The organism is Skermanella pratensis, assembly GCF_008843145.1.
GTDB lineage: Bacteria > Pseudomonadota > Alphaproteobacteria > Azospirillales > Azospirillaceae > Skermanella > Skermanella pratensis.
Map to the genome: position 1 here is coordinate 3010259 of NZ_CP030265.1, position 18404 is coordinate 3028662.

Sequence of the window (18404 nt, forward strand, 5' to 3'; positions counted from 1 at the left end):
AAATCAGCCGTTGGGAGCCCCGACCTTGGTCTAAGTGTTCGAAATAATTGTGCGGACAGGCGGTGATGGAGACCTGGATCGTTGCGCTGGTGTCGCTTGGAACCCTTTCGGTGTTGTTCGCCGTCGCTTGGCAGGGGGACCGCTGGTCAGCGGCCGGCCGTGGTGCTGCCCGGGCGCCGATCCTCTACTCCCTGAGCCTGGCGGTCTATTGCACGTCGTGGACCTTCTACGGGTCGGTCGGCCGCGCCAGCGTCAGCGGCTTCGATTTCCTGCCCATATATCTCGGCCCGATCCTGATGCTGGGTCTGGGCTCGCGGGTGCTGGCCCGCATGATCCGCATCGCCAAGGCGGAGAACGTCGTCTCGATCTCGGATTTCCTGGCAGCCCGCTACGGCAAGAGCCAGGCCGTCGCGGCGCTGGTCACCGTCACGGCGGTGATCGGCGTATTGCCCTATCTGGCGCTCCAGCTGAAGGCGATCGCGATCAGCTTCGAAGCCCTGACCGGGGCCGACGCCGGCGATCGCCTGATCTCGACCGACACCGTGATACTGGTGACCGGAGCGATGGCGGTGTTCTCGATCCTGTTCGGCGTGCGGCACATCCACGCCAACGAGCACCATCGCGGCCTTGTCCTGGCGGTCGCTTTCGAGTCGGTGGTCAAGCTGGCGGCTTTCCTGGTCGTAGGCGGGGTCGTCACCTTCGCGATCATGGGGGGGCCTGGCGCCCTGTGGGAGCGGGTCGCGGCCCATCCCCGCCTGTCCGACCTGCTCGTGCCGGACCTGGGGCGGTGGAGCTGGTGGACCATGACGCTGCTGTCCGCCTTCGCGATCCTGTGCCTGCCTCGCCAGTTCCATGTGGCGGTGGTTGAGAATGTCCATGTCGACGACGTGAAGGCGGCATCCAGGCTGTTCCCGCTCTATCTCGTCGTGATCAACCTGTTCGTGATGCCGGTAGCATTGGCGGGGGTTCTGCTGTTCCCGGACGGCACCGTCAGTGCCGACACCTTCATGGTTTCGATCCCCATGGCCGAGGGCTGGCCGACCGTTGCCCTGATCGCCTTCATCGGCGGACTGTCGGCCGGGACCGGGATGATCATCGTCGCCGCGGTGACGCTCAGCACCATGGTCTGCAACGACGTGGTCGTCCCCGCCCTGCTCCGCTTGCGGCCACGCACGGCGGCGTGGCGAGACGATCCGGCGCGCATGCTGCTGCTCATCCGGCGCTCCGCGGTGGTCGGCATCCTGGCGCTCGCCTACGGTTTCCACCGACTGATCGGTGCCGCGTACCCGCTGACCACGATCGGCCTCGTCTCCTTCGCCGCGGTGGCCCAGTTCGCACCGGCCCTGTTCGGCGGACTGCTCTGGCGGCGCGGCAATCGCGCCGGCGCCATCGGCGGCATCGCCGCAGGCTTCTCGCTCTGGACCTACACCGCCCTGCTGCCGTCATTGGCGGATGCCGGCTGGATGGATGCGTCCTTGCTGGTAGAGGGACCCCTGGGGCTCGGCTGGCTGAATCCGCGCGCGCTTCTGGGGATGCCGGGCCCCGATCCGCTTACCCACTCCGTCCTGTGGAGCTTGGGGCTGAATATGGCCTGCTACGTAGTCCTGTCGCTCACGGTTCCGCAGCGGGACGTCGAGAAGCAGCAGGCGGAACGGTTCGTCGCCATGCGATCCGACGGCAAGTCCGGTACCGTACGGGGGATGACCCGGGTAGCCGATCTCCATGCCCTGGCGGCCCGATATGTCGGGAGCGAAAGGGCCGACGCAGTATTTGCCGGCCGGCCTGGATGGCTCGACAAGGCTGATGCCGAAGCGGTGCGGCTGACCGAGAACCTGCTTGCAGGAGCTTTGGGATCGGCTTCCGCCCGCATCGTCGTGGCCGGCATGCTGAAAGGCGGCCGCCTGTCGCCGGTGGCCGCCCGGTCCATGCTGGACGAGGCTTCCAAAGCGATCCTCGCCAAGCACGACCTACTGCGCGCGACGCTGGAGAACATCCACCAGGGCATCTGCGTCGTCGATCGCGACGACAGGGTGATGACCTGGAACCAGCGGTTCGCCGCCTTGAACGGCTTGCCCGAGGGTCTGCTTAAAGCCGACATGCCGCTGTCCCAGATCATGGGGAGCGGGCTGGTCCGCTCCGGCAGGTTCGAGCGGCGCCAGCCTGACGGCACCGTGCTGGAAGTGGCGGCCGACCCGATGCCCAACGGCGGATTCGTGATGACCTGCACCGACGTGACCGAGCGCCACCGGACGGCCGCCGCCCTGCTGGAGGCGAACGAGGGGCTGGAGCGGCGGATCGACGAGCGGACGTCCGATCTGGCCGCGGCCAAGGCCGAGGCCGAACGGGCCAACCGGAGCAAGACCCGCTTTCTGGCGGCGGCCGGCCATGACCTGATGCAGCCGCTCCATGCGGCCCGCCTGTTCCTCTCGGCGCTGGCGGAGCGCGATGCCGATCCGCTGATCGGCCAGGTCGACGCGTCGCTCCGCTCGGTGGAGGAATTGCTCGGCGAACTGCTGGACGTCTCCAAGCTGGATTCCGGCGTGGTTACCGCCAAGGTCGCCGATTTCCGGATCGACGACGTGCTGGGCCCGCTCCGCGACGAGTTCACCGTGCTCGCCGGTCGGCATGGGCTGGCTTTCCGCATGGTAGCCTCGACCGCTTCGGTCAGCAGCGACCCGGCCCTGCTCCGCCGCATCCTGCAGAACTTCCTGGCGAACGCGATCCGGTACACGGAGTCGGGGCGCGTCCTGCTCGGCTGCCGTCGGTGCCGCGACGGGCTGCGGATCGAGGTCTGGGATACCGGCGTCGGCATTCCCGACGACAAGATGAAGGACATCTTCGTCGAGTTTCGGCAGTTGGATGATGTCCCGGCGGAGCGCGGCAAGGGACTCGGGCTGGGCTTGAGCATCGTCGAACGTTTGGCCGGCATCCTGGGCCACAAGGTGACGGTTCGGTCGGCGCGCGGCAGTGGAAGCTGCTTCGCGATCGTCGTGCCCTATGCCGCCGCTGCGGTGACCCGGCGGCGCCAGCCTTCCAGGCGGCCCAGCCGGGACTTCGGCGAGGCGCTGGTCCTGTGCATCGACAACGATCCCGCCGTGGCGCGCGGCATGGCGACCCTGCTGGAGGGATGGGGCTGCCGCGTGGTGACCGCCTCGGACTCCGGAAGCGCGCTCGCGGCATTGAGCGGGCGGATCCCCGATGCCATCCTGACCGACTATCACCTTGACTTCGGGTCGACCGGCCTAGAGGCGCTTGGCGAATTGGAAAGGCACCTGGGAATCTCCGTCCCGGCCGCCCTGATCACCGCCGACCACGGTCCCGCCATTCAGGAAGAGGCCGATGCCCGAGGCTTGGCGCTGGCTCGCAAGCCGCTCCGGCCCGGCGCCTTGCGGGCGCTGGTGGCACAGCTGGTTGCCCGCGCCCGCCAAGCCGCGGAATAGACCGTTCCGTCAGGCCGAAGAGATCCGGCCGGCCGGCTCCTCCCGGGGGGCCTCCACCACGAGGCGCCCGGCGGCGATGATCACCTGGGTACGGCTGTGCAGGCCCAGCTTGCGCAGGATCACGGTCACGTGAGCCTTGATGGTCGCCTCGGATACCGCGAGTTCAAAAGCGATCTGCTTGTTGAGCTTGCCGGCCGTGATCCCCGCCAGGACCCGGAGTTGCTGGGGCGTCAGGGAGGCGATGCGTTCCGCGAAATCCGGCTCGGCGGCCGGTTCGGGCAGCGCATCCCCCTCGATCGCCGGAAACCAGTCACCGCCTTCCAGAACAGCGTGCAGCGCCTCGGCGATGGTTTCGATCGGTGCGGATTTCGGAACGAAGCCCGACGCGCCGTACTCCAGCGAACGTTGGATCGTCATCCCGTCCTCGAGCGCGGAGACGACGATCACGGGGATGGCCGGGTGTTCGCCACGCAACAGGAACAGGCCGATGAAGCCGTTCATGCCCGGCATGTGCAGGTCGAGCAGGATCAGGTCGATGGAGTCACGGCGGCTGCCGACCATGTCCATCACCTGATCGAAGCTTCCCGCCTCGATCAGGTCGGTGTCGGGAAGGGATTGGGCGACGGCATGTCGGAGAGCCGCCCGCATCAACGGGTGGTCGTCGGCTATGAGTACACGATATGCCGGCATGTCCGCTCTTTCGCGTTTCGCTCCCGAAGACCGATTATCGGATTTCGGGCCGGCCGCCACAACGAAAGCAATCGGCTATATCCGCATCAGCCGACGATTCTCCAGGTGCCGTCCGGCTGCTGGCAGGCCTGTCCGAAGGCCGATTGCACCCTGCCGCCGACCACCACCTGCTGCTGGAACTCCCGGCAATAGGCCCCCGAGGTCGACCATCCGTCCCGCGTCGTCCGGACGGCACCCATGTTCCCGGTCCGGGGATTGCTCCATTGCACCGGCATCCCGATCGGCGCCGAATAGGCATGCGCCGCTGCCTGGCGGGCATAGGCCTCGTCGGCCCGGTCCAGCGATCCCCCGATGCCGGAGCCGAGGAAGGCGCCCAGCAGCGTGCCGGCGCCGACCGCCGCCAGCCTGCCGGTCCCGCCTCCGACAGCAGACCCGGCGAAGCCGCCCAGTGCAGCGCCGCCGAGCGTCCCGAAGGTCTGCTTGGCTCCCGAGCCGAGCCCCAGGGCGCCACCGGACAGGGCGCCGGGAGAGACACTGACCCCGGTTCCGACGTTGAAGCCGTTGTATCCGGTGCCGTAACCGACGCCGGCATAGGGTGTGCACGCGGCGGCCAGCGCCGCTACGGCGACCACGGCGATCGGATTTCTCATGCGGTCTCCTCCTCCCCGGCGGTCCCTCCGATCTCGATTGGCAGGCAGCGTCAGGGAACGATCTGCCAAGTGCCGTCCTGCTGCTGGCAGGCACGGCCGGTCGCCTGCTCCGCCCGTCCGCCGACATAGATCGTCTGGTTGAATTCGCGGCAGTACTGACCCGTCTGGGTATTGCGGCCTTCGCGGATCGGGGTTACGGTCCCGTAGTTTCCACTCTCCGGGTTTTCCCAGCGGATGGTCTCGCCCACGGGCGCATCGTAGGCCCGGTCGGCCGCCCGGGTCGCATAGGTCTGGTCGGCCCTGTCGAGCGACTTGCCGACTTCGCCGCCGAGCAGCGCGCCCAGCAGGACACCGCCCGCGGTCATCGCCAACTGCCCTTTGCCCTTGCCGAACTGCGCACCGGCCAAGCCGCCTGCCGCAGCACCGCCGAGGGTACCCACGCCCTGCTTCGTTCCGACTCCGTCTGCGCAACCGGCCGTGGCCAGCAAGGATCCCGACAGGAAGATCGATAGGACGAGCTTACGCATTATTCACCTCTGAACGTCATGTCAGAGTTGTAAACACCCAAAAGGCTCGATCAAGCCAGCACCCGAACGAGGTAGTTAGCCGAAACGTCACCGCTCCTTGCCCGCCTGGGGTGCTTCGTACGTGCCGGTCCAGGGACGCCGGCCGCGATCCGCGGCGACCGTATCGACCCGCACGGAACCCGGTGACAGCCGGATCTCGTGGGCGCCGTCGCGGCGCAAACGCCATAGGTCGATGACCAGATCGGCGGCGCAGCCACGCGGCGCGGGATCGGCGGAAATGACGATGTCGGCCACCGCGCAGTCCTCCGCCAGGGCCTGTCTCGCCCTGGCCAGCGCCACGGTATGGCCCTTCGAGCGGTAGAGGCAGCCGGAACGGTCGCAGGACAGCATGCCGCCGGCGCCGGCGCCCTCCCGTGGCCAGGTGCCGGCCTCCTGAGCCCCGTCCCGGCGAAGCCATACCTCGGCGGCGAAACGGCCGGCGGTGCGCGATGACAGGGTGAGAACGCCCGAAGCGTCGCGCACCGCCATCAGCTTGCCGGCATCGTCGACAATTATGTCGGGCCGGCCGTCCAGCATCAGCGTCAATAGGCCGGCGGCCATCGGAGGAATGCCCAGCAGGCGCCACCATTGCCGCCACAGAGACAGCCACAATCCGCCGGAAACCATCAAGGGAAGGGCAAAGCCGGGCATCGCCGCGACCAGCTGGGACGCTCCCGGCAGACCGGCCGTGACCCGAGCCGTTTCTATGATGACGGTGACGCCCCAGCCCATGGCGGTCAGAGGCAGCTGCTCCAGACCGAACGGCATCGCCAGATAGACGACCAGGCAGAGCGGCATCACCCAGAAAGAGGTGACCGGCACGGCGATCATGTTGGCGAGCACGCCGTAGTACTGCACCTGCTGGAAATGGAACATCGAGAATGGCGTGGTGGCGAGGCTCGCGATCACCGACGTCAGCGCGATGCCGGCGAGGTGGAGCGCAGCGTGTCCCACCGGACCCGTCTCCCGGCGCATCCGGGTCCAACGGGGGCTGATCACCTCGTAAGCCGCGATCAGAGCAACCACGGCGCCGAAGGACATCTGGAAGCTGGCGCCCAGCAGGCTCTCGGGCTCCTTCAGCATCACGACGGTCGCGGCGAAGGCGATCAGGCGCATGCTGAACGGGTTGCGGTCCATCAGGATCGCTGCCAGGGCGAGGCCCGTCATCAGGACCGACCGCTCCGTCGGGACGGGCGAGCCGACCACCAGCATGTAACTGAACGCGGACGCCATGGCGGCGACCGCGGCGATCTTCTTGATCGGCCAGTTCAGCGCCGCCGCCTCGACCAGCGCCAACAAGGCCCGGACCGCGAAAAAGACCAGGCCTGCCACCAGCCCGACATGAAGGCCGGAAATCGACAGCAGGTGGGCGAGGCCCGAGCCGCGGAAATCATCCATCACCTGCTCGGGAATGGCCGTCTGCTGGCCGGTCATCAGTGCCGCGATCACGCCTCCTTCGGCTCCGCCCACCGCAGCGTCGATCCGCGTGGCCATGGCGAGGCGCATGCGCTCGGTTTCGGCCATGAGGTCGGCCCAGGCGCCGGCCGGCACCGGCTCCACCCGTTCCACCGGCCCGACCGCGTACCCGACCCCACCGATGCCGGCGAAGAAGGCGGTCCGCGCGAAGTCATAGGCGCCCGGTGCAACCGGGACGCCAGGCGGGCCGACGACGGCAAGGATACGCACCCGCTCGCCCGGAGCCGGCAACCGGGCGGCGTCGCGCAGTCGCACGCGGACGCGGCGGGGTGTCGCCTGCTCCTCCACCCGCGGGATCGACAGGTCGCCCAGCAGGACCCTGCCGCCTTTCTCCAGCCGGTCGATCGCGATCACCCGACCGGTTACGGGCACCGGGCCGACTTCCCGCAGCAGCACCGGGGCCGTCACCGCCGCCGTGCGGATCTGGGCTGCGGTGAAGCCCAGCCCCACCGTCAGGAGCGCGATTGCGGCGAGCGGCGCCACCGCCCGGCGTCGCACCAGGACCGCCGCAACCAGGAGGATCAGGGCAGCGGTCGCGCCGGTCCAGTTCGGAGGCTCGACGGGAAGCGCGAAATAACCGGCCACGCCGATCCCGATGCCGACCGGCGCCCAGAGGATCCAGCGTTCGCGCTCCGCCGCGAGGCAGTCGGCGAGCGCCCGCAGAGCAAGTCTTACCATCATCCCGCCGGTTGGGGTGCATGAAGGGTCCCTATGTGCTATGTCAGCCGTTACCATTTTGTCAGTGCAGATCGGAATTGCGGTTACGATGTCCGTCGTCACGCGTTTTGCGCCCTCGCCCACCGGATTTCTCCATATCGGCGGGGCGCGTACGGCCCTCTTCAATTGGCTGTTCGCCCGCCACAACGGCGGCACCTTCCTGTTGCGCATCGAGGATACCGATCGCGCCCGCTCCACCGACGCGGCCGTCGAGGCGATCCTCGACGGACTGAAGTGGCTGGAACTCGACTGGGACGGCGAAGCCGTTTCCCAGTTCGAGCGCCGCGACCGCCATGCCGAGGTCGCTCATCGGATGCTGGAGACGGACCACGCCTACCGATGCTACGCCAGCCAGGAAGAGCTGGAAGCCATGCGCGCGGCGCAGAAGGCGGCCGGCCAGCCGATGCGCTACGATGGCCGCTGGCGTGACCGCGACCCGTCCGAAGCGCCCGCCGGGGTCGCGCCGGTGATCCGGCTGAAGGCCCCGCAGGAGGGCGAGACCGTCCTAAACGACCATGTCCAGGGCGAGGTGCGGGTGCAGAACGCACAGTTGGACGACATGGTCCTGCTGCGGGCCGACGGCACGCCGACCTACATGCTGTCGGTCGTGGTGGACGACCACGACATGAACGTGACACACGTGATCCGCGGCGACGACCACCTGACCAACACCTTCCGTCAAGTGCAGATCTACCGTGCCATGGGATGGGATCTGCCCGAATTCGCGCATATCCCGCTCATCCATGGGGCTGACGGCGCGAAACTGTCGAAACGACACGGCGCCCTGGGGGTTGATGCCTACAGGGACATGGGTTACCTCCCCGAGGCGGTGCGCAATTACCTGCTCCGCCTGGGCTGGGGGCATGGGGACGACGAGATCATCTCGACGGAGCAGGCGATCGAATGGTTCGATCTCGGCGGAATCGGGCGGTCACCATCGCGGTTCGACTTCGGCAAGCTGGACAACCTGAACGCCCACTACATGCGGCTCGCCGACGATGCCCGCCTGATCGGCCTGATCACGCCGATGATCGAGACCAGGCTCGGCAGGACGGTCGGAACGTCGGGCCGCGACCTGTTGACGCGGGCGATGCCGGGCCTCAAGCAACGTGCCAAGACGCTCGTCGAGCTGGCGGATTCGGCACAATTCTACGTTGCCACCCGGCCGCTCGAAGTAATCGGCAAGGCGGCCGACCTGGTGACTGGAGAAGGCGCTGCCCTGCTCGCCGATCTGGCCGAGGAGCTGCGGCCATTCGACGCTTGGAGTTCGACCGAGATCGAGACGAAAGTAAGGGAATTCGCGGAGAACCGGGGTCTGAAGCTGGGTAAGGTGGCGCAGCCGCTCAGGGCGGCGCTGTCGGGCTCGACAATTTCCCCGCCCATTTTCGAGGTTGCAGAGTTATTAGGGAAAACCGAAACCCTCGCGCGCATTGCTGATGTTGCGCAGCCGCGCTAGGGCCGACGCGCTGCGTTGCCAAGACCGCTTTGCAGCATTATTCTCTCCTGATATGAGACGGTCCGGGGAAATCCGAGGCCGCAATCACAAGGAAGTGCCGAGATGAGCCAGAAAACGGTTACGCTGACTGATAACAGCACCGGAAAATCTTATAATTTTCCGGTACTTGAAGGCACGACCGGTCCGGAAGTGATCGATATTCGCAAGCTTTATGCCGAAACCGGATACTTCACATACGATCCGGGCTTTACCTCGACCGGCAGTTGCGAGTCCAAGATCACCTACATCGACGGCGATGAGGGTATTCTACTGCACCGCGGCTATGCCATCGAGGATCTGGCCGAAAACTGCAATTTCCTGGAAGTCTGCTACCTGCTGCTCCACGGCGAACTGCCGTCGCCCGACCAGCTCGCCACCTTCGACAAGACCATCACCTATCACACGATGGTCCATGAGCAGATCAACTACTTCCTGCGCGGCTTCCGCCGCGACGCCCACCCGATGGCGGTCCTGTGCGGCGTGACCGGCGCCCTGTCTTCGTTCTACCACGACAGCACCGACATCGAGGATCCGCGCCAGCGGATGATCGCCTCCCATCGGCTGATCGCCAAGCTGCCGACCATGGCCGCGATGGCCTACAAGTACTCGGTCGGCCAGCCCTTCATGTACCCGCGCAACGATTTCAGCTATGCCGAGAACTTCCTGTACATGACGTTCGGCGTCCCGTGCGAGACGTTCAAGGTCAACCCGATCCTGTCGCGGGCGATGGATCGGATCTTCATCCTGCACGCCGACCACGAGCAGAACGCCTCGACCTCCACTGTCCGGCTGGCCGGCTCCTCGGGGGCCAACCCGTTCGCCTGCATCGCCGCCGGCATCGCCTCCCTGTGGGGTCCCGCCCATGGCGGCGCCAACGAGGCCGTGCTGAAGATGCTCCAGGAGATCGGCGACAAGGACCGCATCCCCGAGTTCATCAAGCGCGCCAAGGACAAGAACGACAGCTTCCGCCTGATGGGCTTCGGCCACCGGGTCTACAAGAACTTCGACCCGCGCGCCCAGGTCATGCGCAAGACCTGCCACGAGGTGCTGGGCGAGCTCGGCATCAAGAACGATCCGTTGCTCGACATCGCGATGGAGCTGGAGCGCATCGCTCTCGAGGACGATTACTTCATCGAGAAGAAGCTCTACCCGAACGTCGATTTCTATTCGGGCATCATCCTGAAGGCGATGGGCTTCCCGACCAGCATGTTCACCGTGCTGTTCGCCGTCGCCCGTACCGTCGGCTGGATCGCCCAGTGGAAGGAAATGATCGAGGATCCGGGGCAGAAGATCGGCCGTCCGCGTCAGCTTTACACCGGTGCGACGCACCGGCCGTTCGTTCCGCTGAACGAGCGTGGCTAACCGGCGTTTCACGCCTCACTTCGGCTCGGGCGGTTCCGATGGATCCGCCCGAAAGCCCCCTGTCGCGATCGCGACGATGCGGGGAACGCGTCATCTCGGCACGCCTGCGAACGACAACCGGCCGCCGCTACGCCTGCGGCTGATCCGGCTGGCTAAGCTGGTCCTGCTGATAGCCGCAGTCGGCGGAATGCTCTGGTACCTGCTGCGGCAGTGATGAGCCGGCATATTCTGTCCGGTAGGTCCAACGAAAGGGCGCCCCTCCCCCTGCGGGAAAGGGCGCCTTTTTCATGTCAGCTCCGCTCGATCAGCTCGACCTTGTACCCGTCCGGGTCCTCGATGAAGGCGATGACCGTCGTGCCGTGCTTCATCGGGCCGGGCGGGCGCGGGATCTTCACCCCTTCCGCCTCCAGCTCCTTGCAGGTGGCATAGATGTCCGGCACCCCGATCGCGATGTGGCCGTACGCGCTGCCGAGATCATAGGGTTCCCTCTGGTCCCAGTTATGGGTGAGTTCCAGGACCGTGTGATCCGACTCCTCACCGTAGCCGACGAAAGCCAGGGTGAACCGCCCGCCTTCGTAATCGTTGCGCCGCAACAACTTCATGCCGAGCAGGCGGGTATAGAAGTCGATCGACTTGTCCAGGTCGTAGACCCGAAGCATCGTGTGGAGCATGCGAAACTTGGCCATGAGTCTCCCTCCTTTTTTCTGACCTTCTGATTAACGTTATACCGCCCCGTTCCGCCCCTTCACGACCGCGAGAACCACGTCGGCGGCGCGTTCGCTCGGCGGCGGACCGCCCAGCCCCAGCCATCGCGCCACCTCGGCAACGCCGTCCTGCTGTTCCCGCCGGGCCGCGGGATCGTCGAGCAGCTTCGTGATGGCGGCATCGAGGTTTTCCGGGGTGCAGTTCTCCTGCAGCAGTTCCGGGACCAGCATGCGGTCCAGCATGATGTTGACGAGATTGGCGTACTTGACGCGGATGAAGCGGCGGTACAGGCCGATGGTGACGGGATGCATACGGTAGGCGATCACCGCCGGCAGGCGCGCCAGGGCCAGTTCCAGCGCCACCGTTCCCGAAGCCGCCAGGGCTGCCTCCGAAGCCGCGAAGGCATCGTACTTGTCCTGGTCCCCCTCGACCAGGATCGTCCGCACCGGCCAGCAGGATATCTCCGAGGCGACGCTGTCGCGCACATGCGGAACCGTCGGGACGGCGACCACCAGATCAGGATAGCGCAGCGCCAGGCGGGCAATCGTCTCCCGGAAATCGTGCAGAAGCCGGCCGATCTCGCTCCGCCGGCTGCCCGGCAGTACCGTAAGGAGGCGGTCCGTCGGCGCGATGCCGTGGGCGGTGCGGAACCGGGCGCCGTCGCCCGACGCGGCGCCCCCCTCGACGATGGGATGGCCCACGAAGGTGCAGGGCAGCCCCTCCCGCTCGAAATAGGGCGGCTCGAACGGAAGCAGCGCCAGCAGATGGTCGAGGACGCGGGCGACCTTGCGCGCGCGCCCGGGCCGCCACGCCCAGACGCTTGGCGCCACGTAATGCACGAAGGGGATGCCCTGCCCCTTCAGCCGCTTCGCGATGCGGAAGCAGAAGTCGGGCGCATCGATCGTGACCACCACGTCCGGTCTCCGGCGGCGGATCTCCGCCGCGGTCTGGGCCAGCCGCCGGATCAGGTTGGGCAGCTTCGGCACCAGTTCCGCGATCCCCATCAGCGACAACTCATGAAGCGGGAACAGAGTGTCGAGGCCCTCGGCGATCATGCGCTCCCCGCCGATCCCGGCGAAGCGGACCGGACCGCCGGCACGGCGCTTCAGGGCCGCCATCAATCGGGCGCCGAGCAGATCGCCCGAAGGTTCGCCGGCGATCAGGAAGATCAGAGGATCCTGTTCAGTCACTGCGGCACTTCCAGGCCGACGATGAACAGGCCCCTCGCGTCAGCCAACTCGGCAATGGCTTCACGGTCCAGCATGATGCTCTTCCCGGCTTCCACGGCGATGCCGCGCAGACCGGCGGCGGCGCACCGCTCGACGGTGACCGCCCCGACGGTGGGAAGGTCGAACCGGACGTCCTGTCCGGGCTTGCTCATCTTGATGAGCACGCCGCCGGGTCCGTCGCGGCGAAGGGCGCCGCATCGGTCGATCAGGGCATCGGTGCCCTCGATCGCCTCGACACCCAGGACGATCCCTTGCTGCACGATCACCGCCTGCCCGACATCCAGGCTGCCCAAAGCCCGGACCACGGCCACCCCGCGGGCAATGTCGGCTTCCGCCTGACCGTCCGGACCATGAGTCCCCAGGTTGCCGACGGGCGTCAGCAGGTCGCGGAAGACATCCTGTGTCGCCACCACCCGGAACCCCTCGCTTTCCAGCTCGCTGGTCACGGCCCTCAGGAGACCGTCGTCGCCCAGGGCGCGAGTGCCGATGCGGGCGAAAAGGCGGGCCGCGCGCCAGTCCGGCTTCAACTCGGCCAGGCTGGGACGGCGCACCCGGCCGGCCAGGACAATGTCGCGGACCCCGGCCTGACGCAGGGCATCGAGCATGGCGCCCGCGGCGCCCAGCCGCGACCAGCGGTCGACGGGAAGCTTCCCGCCGTCGCGGTCGGCATGCCCTTCCAGCCCCAGCACGAACACCTCGCGCCCGGCGGAACGGCAGGCTTCGACCAGCCGGAGCGGCAGGTCGCCGCCCCCGGCGATGATGCCGAGCTTAGGAGGCATTCTCCGCGCGGGGCTGGCAGATCGGGCGAGAGGCCTCGGCGCGGATGAAGGACAGGATATCGCTGACGACAGGCTGGTCCCCGAACTCGGTGCCGACCTGATCGACCCGCTCGGCCAGCGTCTTCTCCGCGGCGAACAGCAGCTTATAGGCCGCCCTCAGGGTGCGGATATCGTCCTTGCCGAAGCCGCGGCGCTGCAGGCCGACGAGGTTGAGGCCGTTCAGCCGGGCGCGCTCGCCCATCACGAGTCCGAAGGGTATGACATCCTGCTCCACGCCGGACATCCCGCCGATCATGGCATGGGCGCCGATCCGGACGAACTGATGGACTGCCGACAGGCCGCCCAGGATCGCATGGTCGCCGACCGTGACGTGGCCGCCTAGGGTCGCGTTGTTGGCCAGGATCACATTGTTGCCGATGATGCAGTCATGGGCAACGTGGGACGCCATCATGAACAGGCAGTTGTCGCCGACCCGGGTCACCATCCCGCCGCCTTCGGTGCCGGGGTTCATGGTGACATGCTCGCGGATGCGATTGTTGGCGCCGATGATCAGTTCCGACGGCTCGCCATGAAATTTCAGGTCCTGGGGCACATGGCCGATCGACGCGAAAGGAAAGATCTGGGTACCCGGGCCGACTGTGGTCCGCCCCTCGACCACCACGTGGGAATGCAGGCGGACTCCATCCTCCAACACCACGTCGGCGCCGACCACGCAAAAGGGGCCGATCACCACGGACGAACCGATACGGGCCGCCGGATCGACAATCGCCGTTGGATGGATGCTCTCGCTCATGGCAGGGGGTCGCTCACTCATCCAGGATCATCGCGGCGAAGGTCGCCTCCGAACAGAGGACGCCGTTCACCTTGGCTTCGCCTTTGAATTTCCAGACGTTGCGCCGGTGCTGGAGCTTGGTCACATGGATGTGGACGGTATCGCCAGGGGTGATCGGCTTGCGGAAGCGCGCGTCGTCTATCGACATGAAGTAGACCAGCTTGCCTTCGGCGTCCGCCCCGAGAGTATGCACCACGAGAACACCGGCTGTCTGAGCCATCGCCTCGACGATGAGGACGCCCGGCATCACCGGCCGCTGCGGGAAATGGCCCTGGAAGAAGTGCTCGTTGATCGTGACGTTCTTGACCCCCACGGCGCTGACATTGGCGACGACGTTGGTGACACGGTCGATCATCAGCATGGGATAGCGGTGCGGGATCATTTCCATGACCCGCAGGATGTCTATATCGATGCCGTGCTGCTCTTCGCTGCCCTGATGGTCGGTCGCCTGGGTGGCGGAAGTTACTTCCATGTCATTCTTCCTTGAGGCGGGTAGATTTCCCGCGGGTCAGGTTCGCCAAAACCGCGACCTGACGCAACCATTGCTTCATGGGAACCGACGGGACTCCTCCAACCTCGCCACCGGGTGGAATGTCACGCATCACACCGGCCTTGGCGGCGATCCGCGCGCCCGCGCCGATCTTGAGGTGCCCGGCCAAGCCGGCCTGTGCCGCCAGCACCACATGATGATCGAGCTGCGTGCTGCCCGAGATACCGGACTGCGCGACGATCACGCACCCCGGCCCCATGGCCACGTTGTGCCCGATCTGGACCAGATTATCAATCATCGACCCGCGCCCGATCACCGTATCGGGTCCGGCTCCCCGGTCGATCGTCGAGTTGGTTCCGACCTCCACGTCATCCTCGACGATGACGCGGCCAAGCTGCGGAACTCGGACATATCCGGTGGGATCCATGGCGAAGCCGAAACCGTCGGTGCCGATCCGGGCGCCGGGATAGATGTTGACCCGGCTGCCGACAAGGCAATGGCTCAGAGACGCGCAGGCTCCAATGATGGTGTCGTCGCCGACTTCCACCCGGTCACCGATCACCGCGTTCGGCGCGATCCGGCAGCGGGCGCCGATACGGACGCCGGCGCCGATGACCGCTCCCGGACCGACCTCCGTCCCCTCTCCGATCTCGGCAGTCGGATCGACGACGGCATGGGGCGATACTCCGGCTCTGGGGGCGGGAACCGGGTAGAAGGCTTGCGCGATCAGCGCATAGCCCCGGTAAGGTTTCGGCGTGACGAGGAGCGCCATTCCCGGCGGGGCTTTCGAAACCAGGTCGGGATGGACGATGCAGGCACCTGCACCGCTCGCCTCGAAAGATCCGACATATTTCTTGTTGTCCAGGAAGCTGACGTCCCCGGGACCGGCGGTATCCAGCGGGGCGACGTCGGTGAACTCGGCTGCGGGATCGGCTCCAGGCGCCAGTTCAGCCCCGGCAATGCTGGCCAGCCTTTCCAATGTGAAGGGGCCTGCGACGGTAAAGAATCGAGGGTCCGGCATGGCTCCGTTCTTCGTTGGGTTCCGATCGGTTGCTTGTTCCCAAATCGGCCCGGTAGGTCAAGTCAACTCTTGGGTACGGTGACCGCCACCGTAGGCAGCTTCTTGTTCAGACGGTCGAGCACCGATCCGGTCAGGTCAAGCGACTTCTCGGCGATGACGACCTGCTGCTTGGCAAGCACGAGGCTGGCCTTCTGCTCACCCGCGACTTCCGCAACCACCTCCAGCATGGTTTCGTGCAGCTTCTTCATGGATTCGTTGAAGGCTTGGTCCAGTACGCGCTTCCGCGTCTGGACCGACCGCTGGACATCGGCAACCTGTTGCTCGAATTCCCGGCGCTTCTGCTCGAACGCCTCCGGAGCCAGGGTGGAGCGCTGCCGGCCCAGTTCCTGTTCCGCGGCGCGGAGGTTCTCCTCCTGCTTCGAGATTTCCCGCTGATAGGTCTGGCGCTGTGCGTCGAGCTGTTTCTGTATGCTCTGCGCGGCAGCCGACACCTGCATGATCTGCTGGACGTCGACCACCGCCACTGTCGTCGCGGGAAGCTGCTGCGCAGCCGCTTGGCGCGGCAGGCCGACCGTGATGACGGCCAGGGCCAAGCCGGCGGCGATCAGAGCCTTTCTGGCGGCGCTCAGGTCACGTACCATGCCTAGAACCTGGTGCCGAAGCTGAAGCGGAACTGCTCCTTCTTGTCATAGTCTTCCTTCACGATCGGGAAGGCTAGATCGACGCGGATCGGCCCGAGCGGCGACCGCCAGGAAATGCCGGCGCCAATCGAAAGCCGTATTGCATCATCTTCGACCAGACGCTCAAGTCTGTTTGTGGCTGGGTTGATCTGCGCGGTCGCATCGACATCACCAAGAGTACCAAAATCGGTGAAGGTGTGACCGGTGACGCCGAACTCGTCAGGCAGGCCGATCGGGAAGGCCAATTCGACGCTTCCGCGAGCGAACCGGTTGCCGCCGAGGCTGTCGTCGCTATCCAACTCGCGCGGGCCGATACCGGCCGGAGCGAAGCCGCGCAGGCTGTCGCCGCCGATGAAGAACCGGTCGGAAATCGCAACGTCCTCCCCGATCCCCACGATGAACCCGACCTCACCCAGGAAGCTGAGGACCGTTCCTTCGGTAACCGGGAAATAGACGCCGGCTCCCAGCCGGTTCCGCGAGAACTGGGCATCGCCTCCCAGGCCCGCGACCTCGTTGTTGAGGCGGATGAAGTAACCGTCGGTCGGGTTGATCCGGCTGTCGCGCGCGTCGTACAGCAGTTCCTGCCCGACCAGCGAGACGATGCGGGTTCCCTCCTGCTCGCGGATGAAGCGGGAGGCGTCGGACGCGACGTTCTCGATTTCGGTCTGTTGCAGGGTGTAGTTCAATCGCTGGCGCAGGCGCTCGGTCAGCGGATAGCCGAGCCGGAAGCCGATGCCGGTGTTGGCCTCGTCGTAGGAGCTTTCATCCTGGTTGTCGCGGGTGATGCGGAACAGGTCGATACCCGCGGCGAGATCGCGCTCCAGGAAGTAAGGTTCGGTGAAACTCAGGTCGAATTCCTGGGTCCGCCCTGACACTGTCGCGGCGAAACGCAGATCCTGACCGCGGCCGAGCAGGTTGCGTTCCCGGATGCCGAAATTGGCGAGCGGGCCGTCGATGGTGGAGAAGCCGGCGCCGATCTCGATCTCGCCGGTCGATTGCTCCTGGACGTCGACCTGGATGACGGACCGGTCGGGCTGGACGCCTTCCGCGGTCGATATGCTCACCCGCTCGAAGAACCCCAGGTCGCGGATGCGGCGCTCCGATCGCCTCAGTTTCGAGGTATTGAACGGATCCCCTTCGACCAGCAGCATTTCGCGCCGGATCACCCGGTCGAGCGTGCGGACGTTTCCGGTGATGTCGATCCGGTCGACGAAGACGCGCGGGCCTTCCCCGATCTCGTAGATGACATCGATCGTCCGGGTCTCGCGGTTGCGGACGATCCGGGGCTGGATGTCCACGAAGGCATACTGGAGGTCGCCGACTGCGTTGGTCAGGTTGGCGATCGAGGTTTCGACCTCCTCGGCGTTGTACCAATCGCCGTCGACCGTGGTCAGCCGGTCGCGCAGGCTCTCGGCGTCAAGGTCTCGCAGTTCGGTCTCCAACCCGATCTTGCCGAACTTGTAGCGCTCTCCCTCCTCGACCGTGAAGGTGATGAAGAAGCCGTCGCGGTCGGGAGTCAGTTCAGCTACGGCCGAGACCACCCGGAAATCGGCATAGCCGCGCGACAGATAGAATCGGCGCAACCGGTCGCGGTCGAAGGTCAGGCGGTCGGGATCGTAGGTATCGTCGGTGGTCAGGAACCGGTACCAGCGCGACTCGCGGGTCTGGATCTCCTCCCGCAGCCGGCTGTCGCTGAACATCTCGTTGCCGATGAAGTTGATCCGCCGAACCCCCGTGCGGGCACCCTCGTCGATCTCGAACACCAGATCGACGCGGTTCTGGTCCAGTTGGATGACCTTCGGCTCCACGGTCGCGGCGAACCGTCCGCTCCGCCGGTAGATCTCGAGCAGGCGCTGGACGTCGTTTTGCACCCGCGTCCGGGTATAGACGACGCGGGGCCGGAGCTGGACCTCGCGCTCCAGGTCGGCGTCTTCGATCCGCTGGTTACCCTCGAAGGCGATCCGGTTGATGATCGGGTTCTCGACCACGTTCACCACCAGGGTATTGCCCTCGCGCCGAAGGGTGACGTCGGCGAACAGGCCGGTGGCGAACAAGGCCTTCAGCGAGTCGTCGATCCGTGACGGATTGAACGGATCGCCGGGACGGACCACCAGATAAGACCGTACCGTCGTCGGCTCGATTCGCTGGGTGCCTTCGACCCGGATGTCCGAAATGGTACCGCCGGAGAAATTGGCCTGCGCCACCGTGGTCGGCAGCCCCTGGGCCAGTGCGATGGTCGACGTAGCCGTCGTCGTGCACGCAGCCAGCACGC

The 18404-nt window shown here is 66.3% G+C and carries 16 protein-coding genes; 4 read left to right on the forward strand and 12 right to left on the reverse strand.

The window, feature by feature from the left end; translation table 11 throughout:
- Positions 1 to 65 precede the first annotated feature (65 nt).
- Positions 66 to 3440 (forward strand): hybrid sensor histidine kinase/response regulator, encoded by a 3375-nt coding sequence (locus DPR14_RS13725; protein WP_158045651.1) that lies wholly within the window; start codon positions 66 to 68, stop codon positions 3438 to 3440.
- A 9-nt stretch (positions 3441 to 3449) separates the two neighbouring features.
- On the opposite strand, the gene DPR14_RS13730 is transcribed toward DPR14_RS13725, so the two are convergent.
- From DPR14_RS13730 to DPR14_RS13745, 4 genes are all read right to left on the reverse strand, one after another.
- Positions 3450 to 4130 (reverse strand): response regulator transcription factor, encoded by a 681-nt coding sequence (locus tag DPR14_RS13730; RefSeq protein ID WP_158045652.1) that lies wholly within the window; start codon positions 4128 to 4130, stop codon positions 3450 to 3452.
- An 86-nt stretch (positions 4131 to 4216) separates the two neighbouring features.
- Positions 4217 to 4780, reverse strand: coding sequence for an RT0821/Lpp0805 family surface protein (locus DPR14_RS13735; protein ID WP_158045653.1), 564 nt, complete (start codon positions 4778 to 4780; stop codon positions 4217 to 4219).
- A 50-nt stretch (positions 4781 to 4830) separates the two neighbouring features.
- Positions 4831 to 5220, reverse strand: coding sequence for an RT0821/Lpp0805 family surface protein (locus DPR14_RS13740; protein ID WP_343038645.1), 390 nt, complete (start codon positions 5218 to 5220; stop codon positions 4831 to 4833).
- Positions 5221 to 5394: 174 nt separating this feature from the next.
- Positions 5395 to 7503 (reverse strand): ComEC/Rec2 family competence protein, encoded by a 2109-nt coding sequence (locus DPR14_RS13745; protein ID WP_192498944.1) that lies wholly within the window; start codon positions 7501 to 7503, stop codon positions 5395 to 5397.
- Between the two features lie 85 nt (positions 7504 to 7588).
- Between DPR14_RS13745 and gltX the strand changes: the two genes are divergently transcribed.
- The 3 genes from gltX (at position 7589) to DPR14_RS27435 (ending at position 10610) form a co-directional block, all read left to right on the forward strand.
- Positions 7589 to 8995, forward strand: a complete 1407-nt coding sequence (gene gltX, locus DPR14_RS13750; RefSeq protein ID WP_158045656.1) for a glutamate--tRNA ligase — start codon at positions 7589 to 7591, stop codon at positions 8993 to 8995.
- Positions 8996 to 9097: 102 nt separating this feature from the next.
- Entirely contained in the window at positions 9098 to 10396 is a 1299-nt protein-coding gene (gene gltA, locus DPR14_RS13755) for a citrate synthase (protein ID WP_158045657.1), read from the forward strand.
- Positions 10397 to 10472: 76 nt separating this feature from the next.
- The gene (locus tag DPR14_RS27435) at positions 10473 to 10610 is read left to right on the forward strand and encodes a hypothetical protein (protein WP_192498945.1); all 138 of its coding nucleotides are present in this window, start codon (positions 10473 to 10475) and stop codon (positions 10608 to 10610) included.
- A 76-nt stretch (positions 10611 to 10686) separates the two neighbouring features.
- On the opposite strand, the gene gloA is transcribed toward DPR14_RS27435, so the two are convergent.
- The 8 genes from gloA to bamA form a co-directional block, all read right to left on the reverse strand.
- The gene (gene gloA, locus DPR14_RS13760; RefSeq protein ID WP_158045658.1) at positions 10687 to 11082 is read right to left on the reverse strand and encodes a lactoylglutathione lyase; all 396 of its coding nucleotides are present in this window, start codon (positions 11080 to 11082) and stop codon (positions 10687 to 10689) included.
- A gap of 36 nt (positions 11083 to 11118) precedes the next feature.
- Positions 11119 to 12291, reverse strand: a complete 1173-nt coding sequence (lpxB, locus tag DPR14_RS13765) for a lipid-A-disaccharide synthase (RefSeq protein WP_158045659.1) — start codon at positions 12289 to 12291, stop codon at positions 11119 to 11121.
- On the reverse strand, positions 12288 to 13109 hold the full coding sequence (locus DPR14_RS13770; protein WP_158045660.1) for an LpxI family protein: 822 nt from the start codon (positions 13107 to 13109) through the stop codon (positions 12288 to 12290). The genes lpxB and DPR14_RS13770 overlap by 4 nt, the downstream gene beginning before the upstream one ends.
- A complete protein-coding gene (gene lpxA, locus DPR14_RS13775; RefSeq protein WP_158045661.1) occupies positions 13099 to 13902 on the reverse strand; it encodes an acyl-ACP--UDP-N-acetylglucosamine O-acyltransferase in 804 nt (267 codons plus the stop codon). The genes DPR14_RS13770 and lpxA overlap by 11 nt, the downstream gene beginning before the upstream one ends.
- Before the next feature lie 13 nt (positions 13903 to 13915).
- Complete coding sequence (fabZ, locus tag DPR14_RS13780; protein ID WP_246149345.1) at positions 13916 to 14329, reverse strand: 3-hydroxyacyl-ACP dehydratase FabZ; 414 nt, start codon at positions 14327 to 14329, stop codon at positions 13916 to 13918.
- An 85-nt stretch (positions 14330 to 14414) separates the two neighbouring features.
- Entirely contained in the window at positions 14415 to 15452 is a 1038-nt protein-coding gene (gene lpxD / locus DPR14_RS13785) for a UDP-3-O-(3-hydroxymyristoyl)glucosamine N-acyltransferase (protein ID WP_158045663.1), read from the reverse strand.
- A gap of 62 nt (positions 15453 to 15514) precedes the next feature.
- Positions 15515 to 16093 (reverse strand): OmpH/Skp family outer membrane protein, encoded by a 579-nt coding sequence (locus DPR14_RS13790; RefSeq protein ID WP_158045664.1) that lies wholly within the window; start codon positions 16091 to 16093, stop codon positions 15515 to 15517.
- A 2-nt stretch (positions 16094 to 16095) separates the two neighbouring features.
- On the reverse strand, positions 16096 to 18402 hold the full coding sequence (gene bamA / locus DPR14_RS13795; protein WP_246148147.1) for an outer membrane protein assembly factor BamA: 2307 nt from the start codon (positions 18400 to 18402) through the stop codon (positions 16096 to 16098).
- Positions 18403 to 18404 lie beyond the last annotated feature (2 nt).

What these genes read in the sequence shown, in the direction of transcription:
- DPR14_RS13725 (WP_158045651.1), top strand. Translation starts at nt 66, where the DNA reads ATGGAGACCTGGATCGTTGCGCTGGTGTCGCTTGGAACCCTTTCGGTG.
- DPR14_RS13730 (WP_158045652.1), bottom strand. Translation starts at nt 4,130, where the DNA reads ATGCCGGCATATCGTGTACTCATAGCCGACGACCACCCGTTGATGCGG.
- DPR14_RS13735 (WP_158045653.1), bottom strand. Translation starts at nt 4,780, where the DNA reads ATGAGAAATCCGATCGCCGTGGTCGCCGTAGCGGCGCTGGCCGCCGCG.
- DPR14_RS13745 (WP_192498944.1), bottom strand. Translation starts at nt 7,503, where the DNA reads ATGATGGTAAGACTTGCTCTGCGGGCGCTCGCCGACTGCCTCGCGGCG.
- gltX (WP_158045656.1), top strand. Translation starts at nt 7,589, where the DNA reads ATGTCCGTCGTCACGCGTTTTGCGCCCTCGCCCACCGGATTTCTCCAT.
- gltA (WP_158045657.1), top strand. Translation starts at nt 9,098, where the DNA reads ATGAGCCAGAAAACGGTTACGCTGACTGATAACAGCACCGGAAAATCT.
- DPR14_RS27435 (WP_192498945.1), top strand. Translation starts at nt 10,473, where the DNA reads ATGCGGGGAACGCGTCATCTCGGCACGCCTGCGAACGACAACCGGCCG.
- gloA (WP_158045658.1), bottom strand. Translation starts at nt 11,082, where the DNA reads ATGGCCAAGTTTCGCATGCTCCACACGATGCTTCGGGTCTACGACCTG.
- DPR14_RS13770 (WP_158045660.1), bottom strand. Translation starts at nt 13,109, where the DNA reads ATGCCTCCTAAGCTCGGCATCATCGCCGGGGGCGGCGACCTGCCGCTC.
- lpxA (WP_158045661.1), bottom strand. Translation starts at nt 13,902, where the DNA reads ATGAGCGAGAGCATCCATCCAACGGCGATTGTCGATCCGGCGGCCCGT.
- fabZ (WP_246149345.1), bottom strand. Translation starts at nt 14,329, where the DNA reads ATGGAAATGATCCCGCACCGCTATCCCATGCTGATGATCGACCGTGTC.
- lpxD (WP_158045663.1), bottom strand. Translation starts at nt 15,452, where the DNA reads ATGCCGGACCCTCGATTCTTTACCGTCGCAGGCCCCTTCACATTGGAA.
- DPR14_RS13790 (WP_158045664.1), bottom strand. Translation starts at nt 16,093, where the DNA reads ATGGTACGTGACCTGAGCGCCGCCAGAAAGGCTCTGATCGCCGCCGGC.